The sequence below is a fragment of the Aeromonas enteropelogenes genome, from assembly GCF_020097295.1.
Lineage (GTDB): Bacteria > Pseudomonadota > Gammaproteobacteria > Enterobacterales > Aeromonadaceae > Aeromonas > Aeromonas enteropelogenes.
The window spans coordinates 753,820-769,720 of sequence record NZ_CP083625.1; the positions used below are offsets into that span (position 1 = coordinate 753,820).

Consider the following 15,901-nt stretch of genomic DNA (forward strand, 5'->3'; position numbering starts at 1 on the left):
ATCATGAAAAACTGGCTAGGTACAGGCACGGCCGCCCTCTCCTTCATTCTGTGGGGCATGCTGCCGCTCTATTATCAGTTCATGCCCGAGGTCAACATGTGGGAGCTCATCTCTCACCGGGTGCTCTGGTCCGTGGTGCTGCTGGGTGCCCTGTTCGTGCTGATCGGTCACAAGGTTCCCTGGGCCAGCCTGCGCGGCGAGCCACGCCAGCTTGGCCTCATCCTGCTGGCGGGCCCCGTCATGTCCATCAGCTGGTGCATGTTCACCTGGTGCCTGACCACCGGCCAGGTGCTGGCAACCAGCCTCGCCTTCTTCATGACACCGCTGTTCAATATCGTGTTCGCCGTGCTCTTCCTCAAAGAGAGGCTCACCCCGCAGAAGCACCTGGCGGTCGCCCTGGCGCTGGCGGGGCTCGCCTACATGCTGTTTTGCTACGGCCAGTTGCCCTGGTTCTCCCTCATCATGGGTGCCAACTTCGCCCTCTATGGCCTCATCAAGAAGAAGATCCACTACGACACCGGCACCTGCCTCTACCTTGAAGCGCTGGTGCAGCTGCCCGTCGCCCTGTTGCTGATCGGCCTGCTGGCGTGGCAGGGCGAGGGAATGTTCGTCAATGGCGATCTGACCGACAAGCTGCTGCTGATCGGCAGTGCTCCCGCTACCCTGCTGCCGGTGGGATTGTTCTGCTACGCCGTCGCCAGAACCCGGATGAGCACGGTGGGATTGTTGCAATATATCGAGCCGAGCCTCGCCTTCCTGATCGCCATCTACTGGTTTGGCGAGACGCCGGATCCGGTGAAATCGGTGGGATTTGCCTTCGTCTGGGCCGGCCTGCTGGTCAGCCTGCTGCCGCTGCATCGCCTCAGACGACCTCAGGGGGCGGTGCGGTAGGACTCCAGAACCTGGTGCCAGCGGGGATCCCTGTCCATCTGCTCGGCGATGTCGTTCAATCTGGTATGCAGATCGCGGCGAGACTTGGGCAGCAATATGTGGCGGGAATAGGTGGACTGGGCAAAGGGAGAGACGAACAGCTTGCCCTCGAACGCAGCATCCCGGGTGAAGAAGGCCAGCGCCGAGCCCGGGACCAGGGTCACATCGATACGGCCCCGTACCAGCATGCTGAAATTGCTCTTCACCTTCTTGGAATCATGGCGAATGACCTCTCCCCTCGCCACGGCCTCATCAATACCCTGGTAGCGATACCCCTCGACGCCCCCGAACACCAGCCCCTTGAGTGAATCCGGCCCGTGATAGATGACCGGCTTGTTCACGCTGGAGATGAGTTCGTTGGTATCGCGCATGATGGGCAGGGTCCAGAGGTAGCGTTCGCGCATGGGATCACCCATCCAGGCCGGATTGACCCAGGCAACCAGGCTGTCGAAGCCGGGATCCGACATCTCCAGCGCCAGTCTGGCACGATTGACCGGCCAGAGCTCTATTCTGGGTTCACCCCCCAGCTTTTCATTGAGATACTTGACCAGCTCCCGACTCATCCCCGCATCAGGCCCGGTGTTGAAAGGGGGATGCTGATGGTAATCGTAGAGACGGAGCGTCTCTCCCATCGCGGGTGTCGCCAGTAGGAACCACAACCAGAGCCAGAATCGCATTGCACCTCCCAAGGTTAGCCTTGAGTTTGGCACAGAGAACACGAATGAAAAAATCCGCGGCACAGCCCGCCTTATCTTCTTCCCCACCCACCGACTGGTTCGTCTATATGGTGCGCACGGCCACAGGCGCCCTTTACACCGGGATCAGCACGGATCCGGGTCGCCGCCTGCGCCAACACCAAAGTGGCAAGGGATCCCGTGCCCTGCGTGGCAAGGGGCCGCTTGTCCTGGCATGGCAACAACAAGTAGCAGACAAGGGCACGGCCCTGCGCATCGAATACCGTCTCAAGCAGCAGCCCAAAGCGGTCAAGGAGCGGCTGGTGCAGGAGCCCGCCTTCTGGCCAACCTGGTATCAGGAGTGGCAGTCCCGACACGTTTGAGCGCAAACATAAAAAAGGCCACTCTATTGAGTGGCCAACAAAGGGAGTTCGGGAAGCATTAACAACACATGACAACTAGAGGTAGGTGTTGGTGCGGCGCTTGCGGTTGCTGATGAGCCAGCAGACCACCAGTACCAGCAGCAGCCAGGGCGCCAGCTTGATGATGAGAGCAAGCATGCCGCCCAGGGCTCCCAGCAGCACGAACAAACCGCTGACCAGCAACATGGCAATCAGGGTAAAGCCGGTCAGCGCCATGATCACCAACACCACCAGCAATACGAAAAATTCCAGCATATCTTGCTCCTTACAGAGGATGGGGCCGACTCTCTGACCCTGCGGTCAATCCAGCCAGCGTTTCAATTCATAACGGGGTGGCATCACCAGCACTGCCAGCAGATAGGCGGCCAGAGTCACCGGCGGCAGCAGGATCAGGGCGATCAGGGCCACGATTCGCACCGTGACACGGGAGACCCCCAGCCGATTGGCAATCCCGGCGCACACCCCGGTCAGCTTGCGATGTACCAGATCCTTGGGCCAGGGGCGCATGATCACACCTCCGCCTTCTGGCCTTTCAGGCGAGCCAGCTCACGCTCTATCTCGTCATTGAGCTCCAGCTCGCGGAACTGGGCCTCAAGCGAAGGATTCTGGCCCAGGGTCGCCGCTTCAAGCTGGGCTTCCAGCTGATCGATCCGCCCCTGAAAACCGTCGAAACGGGCCATCAGCTCGTGCATCCGCTGGTTGTCGACCTGGGCGCGGGCCCGCAGGCGACTGTGGGCAGTTTGCTCGCGCAGGGTCAGCATATTCTGCTTCTCGCGGGCCTCGGTCAGCTTGGCCGCCAACCGTTCGCTGTCGGCGGTCAGCTGGGCCAGCACCTCGGCCACTCGGGCCTTGTCCTGCTCCAGTTGCTCACAACGCTTGACCTCGGCCAGCTTCTCGGTGAGGGCGGCACGAGCCAGATCCTCACGCCCCTTCTGCAGGGCAAGCTCGGCCTTGGCCGACCACTCCTGGATCTGGTGCTGCAATGTCTGCTGGTGCCGCTCCAGCTGTTTCTGTTCGGCGATGATGCGGGCGGCCTGGGTACGCATCTCGACCTGGACCTGCTCCATCTCCTCGATCATCAGGCGCAACATCTTTTCCGGCTCTTCGCTCTTGTCGAGCAGGCTGTGCAGGTTGGCATTGATCACGTCGGTCAGGCGGCTGAATACGCTCATGGTCTGGCTCCTTGTTGATGGGATGGTTAGCTCTTCCCAAAGCATTACAAGTGCCGTGCCAAGATGTTTTTATGTTTCTTTACAATGAGATGGGAATTAATGACACTGAATAACCGGCAATGAGTTAGCGAATATCACCAACAAAATGGTGAAATTCACCAATAAAAAAGGGAGCCTGCGGCTCCCCCTCATTTTGCGCGACGAGGCGTCATGCGGCCTTGTGGTGGCCGAGCCTGCTGTCCAGTTCGGCCAGCTTCTCCTCCATCCGGCTGCGGCAGACCTCGGACAGCTCGCGGATGCCGGCGGCGCCGTGCTCCTTGCTGCATACCGGAGCCATCACCTCCAGCAGCACCTCGCCGTTGTCCCAGCGGTTGAGGTCGATCTGGCCAAAATAGCTGGAGCAGACGATGGGCACCACGGGTACCTCGGCCTGCACGGCAGTATGGAAGGCGCCAGCCTTGAACGGCAGCAGGCCACGCCCCTGGGAGCGGGTCCCCTCCGGGAACATCCAGATGGAGGTGCCGCGCGCCTTGATGCGATCCACCACCTGGCCAATGGTGCCAATGGCGCGAGAACGATTGGATCTGTCGATCAGTACGTTGCCGGAGAGCCAGAAGATGAGGCCGAAGAAGGGCAGCCACAGCAGACTCTTCTTGCCCACCGCCACCACGCCGGGTTGCACGGCGCCGGTCACGGTGAAGATGTCGTAGTTGCTCTGGTGGTTGCAGACATAGACCGCCGGCCCCACCGACTTGACCGCCTCATCCACCGTCACCTTGACCCGGATCCCGATCAGCGGGCACACCGCGTGATACATGCGGGCAAAGACATAGACGTTGTTGGGGTGACGCGGACGGGCCAGACAGAGCAGCAGACCGAACAGGAACCAGAAGACGAGCAGCAGACCAAGCAGCAGCACACGGGCAAGTTTGAGCATCGAACACCTCGAATTTGAACTCGGCGCAGTATACTGATCCCCCTTTTAGCGAACAAGCGTTCGCCAGACAGAACTGACCAGGCTCACCGCCACGGCCGGGCCCCCGGCTTGCCCCGCTTGCCATTGCTCGCTAGGATGTGGCCATCTTGATGGACGGGGCGAGCATGATTCACCAACAACGCGTGGCGAAACACCTACTGCTGCTGGTCTGCCTGCTGGTGCTCAATTGTGCGGCCCAGCCGCTGGCCCGGCTGGCCCTGCTCGATCAGGCCATCGGCTGCCAGATCCAGCTCACCCAGGTAACGGGCGACGAGCAGGCCGAGGCCAGCCCCAGTCCGCAACCCACCAGTTGCCAGCTCAATGGCAAATGGCTGAGTGCCACCACCCTGCTCTGCATCGAACAGATCTTCTTTGCCGTCGCACTGCTGATCGCCCTGCTGGCGCCGCTCTGGCGCTACACGCCACCCTTGCCGCCCCCCAGGGCCATCTCGCCGCCGGAGCGGCGTCTGCACCTCACCCTCTGCGTCTGGCGGGAATGAGCCCGGCTGCGTTCTTCGTCAGTCATCACTCATTTTTGCGAGACCAAACAGATGTCAAATCTCTTCAAGGCAACCCTGCTGCTGGGTTGCTTGCTGTGGCAATCCATAGGATTGGCCAGCGACACGGGCTGGCTCACCAGCCCCCAGAACGATCACGCCAGGGTGCGGTTGCAGGCCGACCGCAGCGCACCGGAGAAGGCCCGCATCCTGCTCGATGTCGAACTCGAGTCAGGCTGGAAAACCTATTGGCACAGCCCGGGTGAAGGGGGGATTGCACCCCGGATCCTGTGGGACGAGCCGGTCGAGGCATTCCAGTGGCGCTGGCCCGCGCCGCGCCATTTCGAGGTGGCCGGACTCAGCACCCAGGGTTACGAAAAGAGCGTAAGCTTCCCGCTCAGTCTGAACTATCCCGCTGACAAGCCGCTCAAGGGGACCCTGCGCCTCTCGACCTGCAGCAATGTCTGCATCCTCACCGACTACCCCTTCACCCTCGCAGCAGGAGGCGAGGCACCGACCGGCTTTGATTTTGCCTATGCGAAGGCGGCGAGCAATCTGCCCCAGCCGCTACCCGCCGATATCCGGATCAGCCTGGGTTATCAGCAAAACCAGCTGCAACTGATGGCCGAGCGGCCCGCCGGCTGGCAGACACCGGCGCTCTTTATCGATGCCCTTGAAGGGGCGGAATTCGGCAAGCCCGAGCTCGAGGTGACAAAGACCACCCTGATCGCCCGGGTTCCGGTCAGCGATGGTTGGCAGGGGGATGCGCCTGACCTGCGCGGCAAGGCGCTCGGGGTACTGCTCACCAGCGGGGAGCAGGCCTGGCAGGGCCAGGCCCCCATCGGCGAGCCCCTCAGCCTGCCCGAGTCGAGCCAACCCCTGCTCTGGTTGCTGGGGGCAGCGCTGCTTGGCGGCCTCATCCTCAACCTGATGCCCTGCGTGCTGCCGGTGCTGGCCCTCAAACTGGGTTCCGTGCTGCAACATCAGGAGCGAAAACGGCGCGAGGTACGCAAGCAGTTCCTCGCCGCCAGCGCCGGGATCATCGCCTCCTTCTGGGTGCTGGCGGCCATGAGCAGCCTGCTGCGCGCCCCAAGTTTCGGAATGAGTGGGGCGGTTGGCTGGGGCATCCAGTTCCAGAGCCCGACGTTCATCGGCTTTATGGTGCTGGTGACCCTGCTGTTTTGCGCCAATCTGCTGGGGTTGTTCGAGATCCGTCTGCCCAGCTCCCTCACCACCCGGCTCGCCACCCGCGGTGGCCAGGGTCTGGGTGGCCACTTCCTGCAAGGGAGCTTTGCCACCCTGCTGGCCACCCCCTGCTCGGCCCCCTTCCTCGGCACCGCGGTGGCGTTTGCGCTGGCGGCGCCACTCGGCCAGCTCTGGCTCGTCTTCACGGCACTCGGTATTGGCATGAGCCTGCCCTGGCTGCTGGTGGCTGCCGTGCCGCGCATCGCGCTCTGGCTGCCCAAACCCGGCCGCTGGATGAGCCATCTGCGCCTCCTGCTCGGGCTGATGATGCTGGGCTCCAGCCTCTGGCTCGCCAGCCTGCTCGGCAATCATCTGGGCAGCACGACCACCGGCTGGCTGATGGTGGTCATGGTGCTGGTGCTGCTGGTAGGTATCATCTGGCGTTACGGCATCCGGGGCTTCACGCTGGCCCTCTCCCTCTCGGCCCTCATCGGCGGTGCCCTGCTGCTGGGAGGCGCGTTCACCGTTCAGGGCAGCAACAGCGTCGATCGGGTAGTCTGGCAGCCTCTCTCGGAGCAAGCCATCACTGCGGCGCTGGCCCAGAAGAAACGGGTCTTCGTCGATGTCACCGCCGACTGGTGCGTGACCTGCAAGGCCAACAAATACAATGTGTTGCTGCGCGATGAGGTACAAACCGCCCTCTCGGCCCCTGATGTGGTGGCTCTGCGCGGTGATTGGAGCAGACCCGACGACGCCATAGCCGCCTTCCTGCGCAAGCGCGGCGCCGCCGCCGTCCCTTTCAACCAGATTTACGGCCCCGGCCTGCCACAGGGAGAGACCCTCTCGCCCCTGCTCGACCAGGACGACCTGCTTACCCTGTTGAGCCAGGCGGGCCTCATCCGCCCCGGCATAACCCGATTCTAAGGAGAACCCCATGAAACCGACTCTTAGCGCTCTCGCCCTGTTTACCGCCCTCTCTGCCGGTATGCTGACGGCGCCAACCCTGCACGCCGCTCCCTTTACCCCGGAGCAGGAGGCGCGCATCAAGGAGCTCATTCGCGAAACCCTGGTGGCCAACCCGAAGATCCTCGACGAGGCGGCCGAATCCTGGGAGAAACAGAACGCCGCGGCCCAGGCGGCCCAGCTCGGCGATTTCATCAAGGGCAACAAGGATGTGCTGTTCAACAGCACCACCAGCCCGCGCCTTGGCGCCAAGAATCCCAAGCTGACCCTGGTGCTGTTCACCGACTACAACTGCCCCTACTGCAAGCAGTTCGATCCCCGTCTCACCAAGCTACTCAAGGCCTATCCCAACGATCTGGGGCTGGTGATCAAGTTGCTGCCATTCAAGGGGCAGAGCTCCGCCAAGGCGGCCCAGTACAGCCTGACCCTGTGGCAACAGGATCCGGCCCGCTTCCTCACCCTGCACGACAAGCTGATGAGCAAGCAGGGCATGCTGACCGAGGCGGACATCAACAAGGCGCTGGCCGCCACCGGCAATACGGCGCTCAAGCCCGATGCCAAGGCCACCGAGGAGCTGCGCAATAGCTTGCGCATCGGCACCATCCTGGGGGTGCAAGGCACCCCGGCAACCCTGATCGGCAACCAGCTGGTACCGGGGGCCATCCCCTATGAGGAGCTGGAGCAGCTGGTGAAAGACGAGCTGGTCAAGCTGGGGTAAATCATGGCGACCACACCCACCCGGCCCCGCTGGCAACGCTGGGGCAAGGAGGCGCTCTGGCTGCTGCTGATGGCGCTGGTTATCTCCACCCTGCTGGATCTGTGGCGCAGCCCCACCCTGCCTGAGGGAGCCATGAGCGCCCCCATTACCCTGCAGGATGGCACCACCACGGATCTGGCAACACTGAGCCGGGGCAAGCCGCTGTTGGTCTATTACTGGGCCAGCTGGTGCGGGGTATGCCGTTTCACCACGCCAACCGTGGAGACCCTGTGGCAGGAGGGTGAGAACGTGCTGACGGTGGTGCTGCGCTCCGGCAGCGACGCCCAACTGCGTGAAGGGATGGCGAAGAAGGGGCTCACCTTTCCCATCCACAATGACGAATCGGGAGCGCTCGCCGCCCGCTGGCAGGTGGGGGTGACCCCCACCTTCCTCATCGTCAAGGATGGGGAGCTGGTAAGCAGCACCACGGGCTGGAGTTCGGGGCTCGGGCTGACGCTGCGTCTGTGGTGGGCGAGCCTTCACTAACCCGGCACCACGCCAATTGCAAATGCCCGGCCATGCCGGGCATTTTTTCAACCGCCGTCACAGATAGCACCTCTCGCCATTGCCAGAATGGTAACAATCGGCACTTACGCTGTGTCTGACGCCATTCGTCCGCCTGCCAAGGAGTCCGGTGATGCAACTTGCTCGCCATATCATCGCCAATGCGTGGCGGTGCGGATCCGTTTCCGTTAAAATGACGGGTTTTTGCCGTGCCTGGTTTGCCAAGTCCGACCAGGCACCCGCAGTGTGAATTCCAAGATGCCAGCGATGCAGGATCTGCCATGAACAACTACTTTCGGGTGCTGGGCGTCAAGTCCAACGCCAGTGAAAACGACATCAAGAAAGCCTATCGACGGCTGTCGAACCAGTACCACCCCGACAAGCTGATCGGGGCCACTGACGACGAGAAAGAGCAGGCTGCCATCAAGCTGCACCAGATAAAGCAGGCCTATGAGGTGCTGTCCGATCCAAAGCAGCGGGCCGCTTTTATCAAGGATTTCAACAACGTCATCGTGACCGATCCCGCTTCTGCCATGCAGGAGATGTGGGACCAATTCTACCCCTGAGGCATCATGCAAAAAAAATGGGATCAGGCACGACTCAAGGCCCTCTTGAGCGATGCCAGTGAAAATATCGAATCCTACCGGGATCAGGACGACCCCAAGGCGCTGGAACAGTTCACCGGCAAGATGAAGGCCCTGCTGTTGGCCGACATGAGCATGCTGGAGTTTATGCCCGAATACCTGCCACTCGCCCTCTATGGCCGGGTGCAGTTTCCGCCCAAGGCCAAACCGCAGTGGACCCGCTGGCTCACCAGTGGCGAGCAGCCCTCCTGGGACGAGTTCAAAGTGTCGGTGGCGTTCAGCAACGCCGAGCTGCCGCTGGTCAAGGCGGTGCGCGCCCAGAGCGAAGATCAGCTGATGGAAGCCTGCGCCGTGCTGTTCCAGCTCGACAATCCGCTGCCGCGCGGCAGCCGCCGTGCCGATGACGACTATGAGCTGCGCGACGACGAGGATGAAGACGGGGAAGATGCCGACGCCGACTACAATGGCGATGAACACGACGACGGCGATCAGGATATGTACGACGAAGTACGTTTCTAATTGGGGCAACGCATGAACAACAGTCTGATAGAAATTACCGCCATCGAGATCAAAGAGCTGGCCGTGGTCGAGCCGAAGCAGGCCAGCGAGAAATTCGAGCTGATCGCCAAGACCATGTCTGACGACCAATTGGCGGAAGTCATTGAAAATATTGATATCGTTACCCTGACCCAGATCAACGGCCAGCACGACATCTCCTTCCCCTCCATCATCTCCGAGCTGATGACCCCGGAGCGGATCCGCGACATCGTCTGCCAGCAGCCCCTCTACTGGGAAGAGGCGATCAAGAACAACGCCGACGAGCTGCAGCAGCACACCTTCGACTTCCTCAACTACCTGATCCGCACCCAGGAGAGCGAAGCCAAGCAGCGCGAGATCCTGGAATGCGTGGCCGAAGATCCGGCCGGTCTCTTCTACCTCGCCATCCCCTTCATCGAGTTCTATCGCGGCGATCGCTACGAGGACGACGAGGGCTATCGCGACGTGCTGCACGCCGAAGAGGAAGATCTCGAAGAGTCCCTGCGCTACAGCGAGCGCCAGCAGAGCGAGGATGTGCACGACTACGCCCTGGATGACCCGAGAAGTCTGCTGATGCTGATCCGCGAGCTGGCCCCCGAGGTGGAGAAATCCATCAAGGCGTTGTTGCGCAATGAGCACTCCACCTGGGATGGCATCATCAACAAGTTTGCCGCCGAGCTGGTGATGCAGGCCAAAGAGAAGAACAAGGTCGAGGAAGACGAGTACGGCGACGTCGACGACATGTTCAGCTTTCTGGATTAAGGAGCCCATTCATGCAGTTAGTCATTCGCGATGCCAACCAGGGCCCCTTTCTCACCCAGGTGCTGCGCTTTGGCCGCGACAACGAGCGTTTGAGCCAACAGCAACTGGCCGCCATCAAGGGCAAGGCGGTGCTGATGAGCCTCAAATTCGCCGACAAGTACTACAACAAGTACAAGATGCACCTGCTGGAACAGGCCGCCCACGACGTCATCGGCGTGGTAAGCCTGGGATTGCAGGAACTGTCCCAGCGGGATCCGGCCAAGGCGCTGGCCCTGTTGCAGGCGCCGGAGGGGCCCATCAAGCCGTTCCAGAAAGGCTGGTCGATGCTTATCACCGTCAGCCCCAGGCAGACCGGCAACAGCCTCTACGGTGATGTGGATGCCCGCCTGCTGGACAAGATCTCCAGCCCCCCCGATGTGGAGGAGTGGCAGGGGTGGCAGGAGTACGAGAAGGCGCTGGCCGAGCACAACAAGAACCGATTGATGGGGCTTATCGACCAGCACTTCTTCGCCTGCGAGAGCGACCACCCCACCATGGAGGACAAGCTGGCCGAGGCCCTGCTCTACCGCATCCTCTGCGGCAAGGGCAGCGGCGCCGCCCCGCTCAAGGTGAAGCAGGATCTCAAACGCCGACTGGCGCGGGAGATTGAACTCGATGAGGCCTGGTTCGACACCGACCATCTCGCCGCCCAGCTCGCCCTGATGCTGAGTGAGCTGCCCGCCGACATGGCCGCGGCCCTGCGCCAGGAGCTGAGCCCGGGCTTTGTGCCGAACCTCCTCCATACCCTGGGGTTTGTGCGTCAGTACCAGCAGCTGCAAAAAGAGAACGCCTCGCCGGAGAAGCTCGACAGCTTCGAGATGCGCGCCGGCATCAAGCACCCGCTGCTCGGTTGGCCCCTCTATCACGACTTCTGATGGCCAGCCTGCCAACAGGCGGCTCTCTTTTTAATCCAACGCCCGGCTTGCCGGGCGTTGTGCTATCCGGCAACCAGCACAATATTTCCCCCCGAGATCAAAAACAGGCCAAGAGATCAGCACACATCAAACGACTGGTATTTTTCATCACAGCACGGGAATAAATAAACACCGGGGTCAAGATGTAATGAAACACCGGGAGAAGCCGCAGGAAGGAGGATATCGGTCACAAAAGGGAGCCATTTGATTTTGGTATGCTCTCGATTAATATGCCCGTGATTGATACTCACAGTTCAGTGCATTAATCCAAAACCGATCCACTATTATCCATGAGACACATCATGAAAATGAAATACTTGGCGATCATCGCAGCTCTTTTCCTGTCGCACACCGCCAATGCCGGCCCCTATGGGGATGATCTTGCGAAATGCCTTGTAGAATCAACAACAAAAGATGACAGAACGTCTCTCGTCAAGTGGATGTTCGCTTCGGCATCGGCACATCCGGCCGTCAAATCCATCAGTAACGTATCACAAAAAGAACTGGATGATTCCAATGCCACGCTGGGCAAACTCTTTACCAAATTATTGACCAGTTCATGCCGGGATCAGGCAACCAAAGCACTGACTTATGAAGGAACCAATACCATCAGTACCAGCTTCCAGTTATTGGGACAGGTCGCCGCCAGCGAATTGTTTTCCGCTCCTGAAGTGCAGAAGGCCATGTCTGGTATTAAGAAAGGAATCGATAAGGCAGAGTTTGAAAAGTTGATGAAAAAATAATTTGGCCAGAAGGGAGTGCGGGGGAAATATCGTCATCTCCCGGATGAAATTAAATTGGCCATGATTTATTGATCCGTTGGCTGGGTAACAGATCTCATGTTGCCGCTTAACGAATCCATCTTGCCTGTTACCTCCCCTCTCTCCTTATAACAACGCCCGGCTTGCCGGGCGTTGTGCTATCCGATTTCTGCCTGCGCTACTACCCGGTGAAGATGGGCAGCAGGTTTGCCATATTGAGCAGATGGAACAGCGCGATCAGGATGCCAAACAGGATCACCCCCATCACCATGCCCTGGCCGCCCGGTGCCACGAAACCCTGATCTCCCCCTTCGGCCTTGCGCGCCTTCATCACCAGCAGGGCCGGGACTATGCAGGTCCAGACGGTGGCGGCTGCTCCGGCGTAACCGATGGCGATGATAAAGCCGAATGGAAACAGGAGTGACATCAGGAGCGGCGGCAAAAAGGTCACCGCCCACGACTTGGCGCGGCCGCGGCGACTGTTGTCGAACTTGAACAGATCTGCCAGGTAATCAAATACCCCGAGCCCCACCCCGATAAAGGAGGAGAGAATCGCCGCCATGGAGAAGGCGTGCACCGCATGGTCGACCCTGCGGGAGTCGATCACCGATCCCAGCGCATTGAGCAGCGCGTCCACCTCGCCCCCTTGAGCGATGACGGGGCCAAACTGCTGGCGCGGCAGGTTGCCGAAGATGCTCACCAACCAGAGGATGTAGAAACCGAGGGCGATCAGGGTGCCTCCCAGAATGGCCCTCTTGGCCTTGTGTTCGCTCCCGTAATAGGCGCGCATCGAGGCCACCGAGTGGTGATAACCGAACGAAGTCAGCGCCACCGGCAGCAGGGCCAGGGCGTAGGGCGCATACCCCATCTCCTGGTGCATGGAGTCAAACAGCTGATCCACATTGACTCGCATCGCCAGCCCGGAGACCCCGAATACGAAGCTCAGCAGCATGAAGGCTATCAGCACCACCGAGATCCGGTCCACCGCCCGGGTCGAGTGCCACACCAGGCTGGAGAAGAGCAGCACAAACAGCACGGAGGCGATCTTGCTGTCGATGCCAAGCAGCCCATGCAGGATCAGCCCGGACGAGGTGATGTAGGCGTAGAGCAATATCCCGCCGACAAAATAGACCGCCAGGTTGTTGAACATGTTGACCCTGGATCCCAGCAGATCCCGGGTCACCGTATTGAAGGAGACGGTCAGCTCGTAGCCCTTGAATGCCTCCAGCAGCATCCAGCCCGATACCGTCATCACTATCATGGTCAGGGTGATGACCAGGGTGGACCAGCTGGCCCAGGCCCCCGCCCCGGCGCTGGGCAGCCCCAGCATCCCTGCCCCGACACAGACGCTCGCTATGATACAAGCGCCCCCCACTATGGATGGATTTTTGGCCATCGTATTCCCCCCTGTCTTGTTCCCTGAATGCAGATTCAAAAAAGGCACAGAATCTTCTGTGCCTTGCTTTGCTTATTGGTTGTTATGCTTCGGCCAGCTGTCTGGCCGTCGTCGCCGTATTTGGCGCCACCTCTTCAAGCCGGGCGGTGAAGTGACGCAGCACCGGCGGCTCATAGGTGAAGGTCAGCCCCTTGATATTGGCGGCGTTCTTTTTGACCTCCTGGAAAGCCTCAATAATGAAGTCCATGTGGGTCTGTGTGTAGGTGGCGCGCGGTATGGTCAGGCGCAGCAGCTCGGCCGGGCAGGCCATCTGCTTGCCGGTGGCCGGGTCACGACCCTGCAGCAGGGAGCCTATCTCGACCGCACGAATGCCGGCGACCTTGTAGAGCTCGCAGGCCAGGGCGTGGGCCGGGAACTGATCCGCCGGGATGTGGGGCAGCAGCTTGCCCGCATCGACGAAAGCCGCGTGACCCCCTGCCTGCTGGCAGACCACGCCGATCGCCTCCAGCCCGTCCACCAGGTACTGCACCTGCTGGATGCGGTAGGCCAGCCAGTCCTGGCGCATGCCGTCGCGCAGGCCGACCGCCAGCCGCTCCATGGCGCCCCCTTCCAGACCGCCATAGGTGGGGAAGCCCTCCTGCACCACGCACAGAGTGCGGCACTCGTTGTAGACATCCAGCATCGACTCGTCCTTGAAGCAGAGCAGGCCGCCCATCTGCACCATGGCGTCCTTCTTGGCGGACATGGCGAGGCCGTCGGCATACTTGTAGGCCTCACGAGTGATCTGCTCGATGCTCCAGTCGGCGTAGCCGGGCTCGCGCTGCTGGATGAAATAGGCGTTCTCGGCGAAACGGGCGGAGTCCATGATCACCGGGATCTCGTATTGACGGGCGATGGCATAAACCGCCTTGAGGTTGGCAATGGAGACCGGCTGGCCCCCGGCCGAGTTGCAGGTGATGGTGCTGACGATATAGGGCACGTTGGCCGGACCCGCTTCCAGGATTGCCGCCTCCAGCTTGTCGAGATCGAAATTACCCTTGAAATCGGCGGTGACGCTGGTGTCGAACGCTTCCTTGGTATAGACGTTCTTTGCTACGCAGCAGTTGATCTGGGTATGGCCCTGGGTGGTGTCGAAGAAGTAGTTGGAGAGCGCCACCATCTTGCTGCGATCCAGCCCCTTCTCCTGCTCACGCTTCTTGATGAGAACCGGAATATAGATCTGCTCGGCGCCGCGCCCCTGGTGAGTCGGGATGGTCAGCTCGTAGCCGAAGATCTCCTGCACTGCCTTGCGCAGGGCGTGGAAGCTGCGGCTGCCGCTGTAGGCTTCGTCGCCGCGCATCATGGCCGCCTGCATGTCCTGGGTGATGGCGCCGGTGCCGCTGTCAGTCAGCAGATCGATAAAGACGTCTTCGCTGTCGAGCAGGAAGGGGTTCATACCGGCCTGCTTGATGGCGGCCTCGCGGTAGTCACGAGTAGTGCGTTTTACCGGCTCAATGACACGAATGCGAAACGGCTCGGGCAGGTGTTTGAAATGTTCCATGGTAAACCTCGGCATTATTTGGCGAACAGGATCGCCATCCGGCGCAAATTAAAGGATGCGCAGGAAAATAGATAAATAGAGACCCGGTTTGGCTACATATGGCGACAAACCAGATTTCAGAAACAGAATGTCAGCACAGGAAGATGCGCAGAAGGGGCCGCCGGCCCACAACGGAAGGCTTATTTGATTGGGAAGAAGAAGGCTATCTTGCGATCAAGATTGAACCATTTGCAGGAAGTGAATGTGCGATTCATGGTGCCCACCCAGTTGAAAATAAAATGTCGATATGACCAGCTCATTATGAACAGAAGGCATCCGGGTTCAATACGCCAGATAAGTAAACTGGGATCTTGATAACATTTTATACAACTCTTTTTGTAACGGGAGTGACGCTCGCCCCGTCACGGCATAGAGCCAAGCGCAGCCAAATAAAGTGTAAACATAATAACATCAAGCGTAACGCTTTGTATTTATTGATATTTGGCAACTTATTCAATACAAAAAAATATAATAAATCATCCGCCTACCGGGTGATTTCACCAACGGATGGCCATCAGTCCATGTTAAATTTTGTTGCACTTGCAATCAGCTTGGTTCCCCCTCCTCCCCTTATCAAGGACCATCATATGCCCCTGTTCCTGGCCGCAAGATGACCAACTGATGGCCAACCTTTTATATCCCTCTGTATTCAAGAGATTAAGGTCAGGGGTCGTCACTCAATATAGAAAAGAGAAAACCAGAAATACGCTACCCGTTGGAATGAGATGAGAGGTTATTAATCAATTGATAATTTAACAGACAGATTAAATCGACTCGTTACGTTCACTATCATCGGCATTTCGTGATAAACAGCCTCCCCAACAAAAGCTCTGGATATATCCAGTCATCTTGTCTACCCCCTTTGCGCAATTGTGCCGCCAGGCTCAGCGTTTATAATTCCCGCCTGATATGAAGTGGGGTATTTGACAAGATGAGCAGAAAACCGGACCGCATTACCGCGATGCAGCAGATCATTGATGCCGTCAAACAGGAGTTCCCCCTCTATCAGGCCGACACTTTCAAATGCGGCCCCGACAACACCTGCATCGGCTGCCCGAAGAAGCTGATGGAATTGGTCGATACCGAGCTCTGCTACTGGCAATACCAGATCAATCGCGGCATCCCGCCCACCTTTGACGAGCTATCCAGCTTTGGCAAGATGTGTCGCAATATCCGGCGGGCACTGGTGCGCAACGGCCGGATCCCCGCCTGACCATTTCACTGCGTCATATACCTCTGATACGACTGG

20 protein-coding genes are annotated in these 15,901 nt (G+C 59.7%); 12 read left to right on the forward strand and 8 right to left on the reverse strand.

Annotated elements, in window-relative coordinates:
- Window positions 1-3 precede the first annotated feature (3 nt).
- The gene (gene rarD / locus LA321_RS03460) at window positions 4-891 is read left to right on the forward strand and encodes an EamA family transporter RarD (RefSeq protein ID WP_042025872.1); all 888 of its coding nucleotides are present in this window, start codon (window positions 4-6) and stop codon (window positions 889-891) included.
- Here the strand turns inward: rarD and LA321_RS03465 are convergent.
- On the reverse strand, window positions 873-1,607 hold the full coding sequence (locus LA321_RS03465; protein ID WP_042071040.1) for a substrate-binding periplasmic protein: 735 nt from the start codon (window positions 1,605-1,607) through the stop codon (window positions 873-875). The genes rarD and LA321_RS03465 overlap by 19 nt on opposite strands.
- Window positions 1,608-1,651: 44 nt before the next feature.
- Between LA321_RS03465 and LA321_RS03470 the strand changes: the two genes are divergently transcribed.
- Complete coding sequence (locus LA321_RS03470) at window positions 1,652-1,987, forward strand: GIY-YIG nuclease family protein (protein ID WP_042071038.1); 336 nt, start codon at window positions 1,652-1,654, stop codon at window positions 1,985-1,987.
- 75 nt (window positions 1,988-2,062) lie between these two features.
- Here the strand turns inward: LA321_RS03470 and pspG are convergent, their stop codons facing one another.
- The 4 genes from pspG to LA321_RS03490 form a co-directional block, all read right to left on the reverse strand.
- Window positions 2,063-2,281: an envelope stress response protein PspG gene (pspG, locus tag LA321_RS03475; RefSeq protein ID WP_042025875.1), complete on the reverse strand. Its 219-nt coding sequence runs from the start codon at window positions 2,279-2,281 to the stop codon at window positions 2,063-2,065.
- Window positions 2,282-2,326: 45 nt separating this feature from the next.
- Window positions 2,327-2,533 carry a PspC domain-containing protein gene (locus tag LA321_RS03480; protein WP_026457503.1) on the reverse strand — a complete coding sequence of 69 codons (207 nt, stop codon included), beginning with the start codon at window positions 2,531-2,533 and terminating at the stop codon, window positions 2,327-2,329.
- 2 nt (window positions 2,534-2,535) lie between these two features.
- The gene (pspA, locus tag LA321_RS03485; protein WP_042025876.1) at window positions 2,536-3,198 is read right to left on the reverse strand and encodes a phage shock protein PspA; all 663 of its coding nucleotides are present in this window, start codon (window positions 3,196-3,198) and stop codon (window positions 2,536-2,538) included.
- A gap of 208 nt (window positions 3,199-3,406) precedes the next feature.
- The gene (locus tag LA321_RS03490) at window positions 3,407-4,135 is read right to left on the reverse strand and encodes a 1-acylglycerol-3-phosphate O-acyltransferase (protein ID WP_042025877.1); all 729 of its coding nucleotides are present in this window, start codon (window positions 4,133-4,135) and stop codon (window positions 3,407-3,409) included.
- A 164-nt stretch (window positions 4,136-4,299) separates the two neighbouring features.
- On the opposite strand from LA321_RS03490, the gene LA321_RS03495 reads away from it, so the two are divergent.
- From LA321_RS03495 to LA321_RS03535, 9 genes are all read left to right on the forward strand, one after another.
- Window positions 4,300-4,674 (forward strand): hypothetical protein, encoded by a 375-nt coding sequence (locus tag LA321_RS03495; RefSeq protein ID WP_042025943.1) that lies wholly within the window; start codon window positions 4,300-4,302, stop codon window positions 4,672-4,674.
- 51 nt (window positions 4,675-4,725) lie between these two features.
- Entirely contained in the window at window positions 4,726-6,780 is a 2,055-nt protein-coding gene (locus LA321_RS03500; protein ID WP_042071036.1) for a protein-disulfide reductase DsbD family protein, read from the forward strand.
- 10 nt (window positions 6,781-6,790) lie between these two features.
- Window positions 6,791-7,537 carry a DsbA family protein gene (locus LA321_RS03505; RefSeq protein ID WP_042071034.1) on the forward strand — a complete coding sequence of 249 codons (747 nt, stop codon included), beginning with the start codon at window positions 6,791-6,793 and terminating at the stop codon, window positions 7,535-7,537.
- 3 nt (window positions 7,538-7,540) lie between these two features.
- Entirely contained in the window at window positions 7,541-8,062 is a 522-nt protein-coding gene (locus LA321_RS03510) for a protein disulfide oxidoreductase (RefSeq protein WP_042071032.1), read from the forward strand.
- Between the two features lie 299 nt (window positions 8,063-8,361).
- The gene (gene atcJ / locus LA321_RS03515; RefSeq protein ID WP_026458058.1) at window positions 8,362-8,646 is read left to right on the forward strand and encodes a cold adaptation protein ActJcold adaptation protein ActJ; all 285 of its coding nucleotides are present in this window, start codon (window positions 8,362-8,364) and stop codon (window positions 8,644-8,646) included.
- Between the two features lie 6 nt (window positions 8,647-8,652).
- On the forward strand, window positions 8,653-9,183 hold the full coding sequence (gene atcA / locus LA321_RS03520) for a cold adaptation protein AtcA (RefSeq protein ID WP_042071030.1): 531 nt from the start codon (window positions 8,653-8,655) through the stop codon (window positions 9,181-9,183).
- Between the two features lie 12 nt (window positions 9,184-9,195).
- Window positions 9,196-9,963, forward strand: a complete 768-nt coding sequence (gene atcB, locus LA321_RS03525) for a cold adaptation protein AtcB (protein ID WP_042025944.1) — start codon at window positions 9,196-9,198, stop codon at window positions 9,961-9,963.
- 11 nt (window positions 9,964-9,974) lie between these two features.
- Entirely contained in the window at window positions 9,975-10,877 is a 903-nt protein-coding gene (atcC, locus tag LA321_RS03530; RefSeq protein ID WP_201941698.1) for a cold adaptation protein AtcC, read from the forward strand.
- Between the two features lie 341 nt (window positions 10,878-11,218).
- Complete coding sequence (locus LA321_RS03535) at window positions 11,219-11,659, forward strand: hypothetical protein (protein ID WP_209418319.1); 441 nt, start codon at window positions 11,219-11,221, stop codon at window positions 11,657-11,659.
- 199 nt (window positions 11,660-11,858) lie between these two features.
- On the opposite strand, the gene LA321_RS03540 is transcribed toward LA321_RS03535, so the two are convergent.
- From LA321_RS03540 to tnaC, 3 genes are all read right to left on the reverse strand, one after another.
- Window positions 11,859-13,073, reverse strand: a complete 1,215-nt coding sequence (locus LA321_RS03540) for an aromatic amino acid transporter (protein ID WP_042072636.1) — start codon at window positions 13,071-13,073, stop codon at window positions 11,859-11,861.
- Window positions 13,074-13,155: 82 nt separating this feature from the next.
- Window positions 13,156-14,613 carry a tryptophanase gene (gene tnaA / locus LA321_RS03545; RefSeq protein WP_042072637.1) on the reverse strand — a complete coding sequence of 486 codons (1,458 nt, stop codon included), beginning with the start codon at window positions 14,611-14,613 and terminating at the stop codon, window positions 13,156-13,158.
- A gap of 179 nt (window positions 14,614-14,792) precedes the next feature.
- The gene (gene tnaC / locus LA321_RS20280; RefSeq protein ID WP_082037478.1) at window positions 14,793-14,912 is read right to left on the reverse strand and encodes a tryptophanase leader peptide; all 120 of its coding nucleotides are present in this window, start codon (window positions 14,910-14,912) and stop codon (window positions 14,793-14,795) included.
- A 701-nt stretch (window positions 14,913-15,613) separates the two neighbouring features.
- Between tnaC and LA321_RS03555 the strand changes: the two genes are divergently transcribed.
- A complete protein-coding gene (locus LA321_RS03555) occupies window positions 15,614-15,865 on the forward strand; it encodes a hypothetical protein (protein ID WP_042025886.1) in 252 nt (83 codons plus the stop codon).
- The last annotated feature ends 36 nt before the right edge of the window (window positions 15,866-15,901 follow it).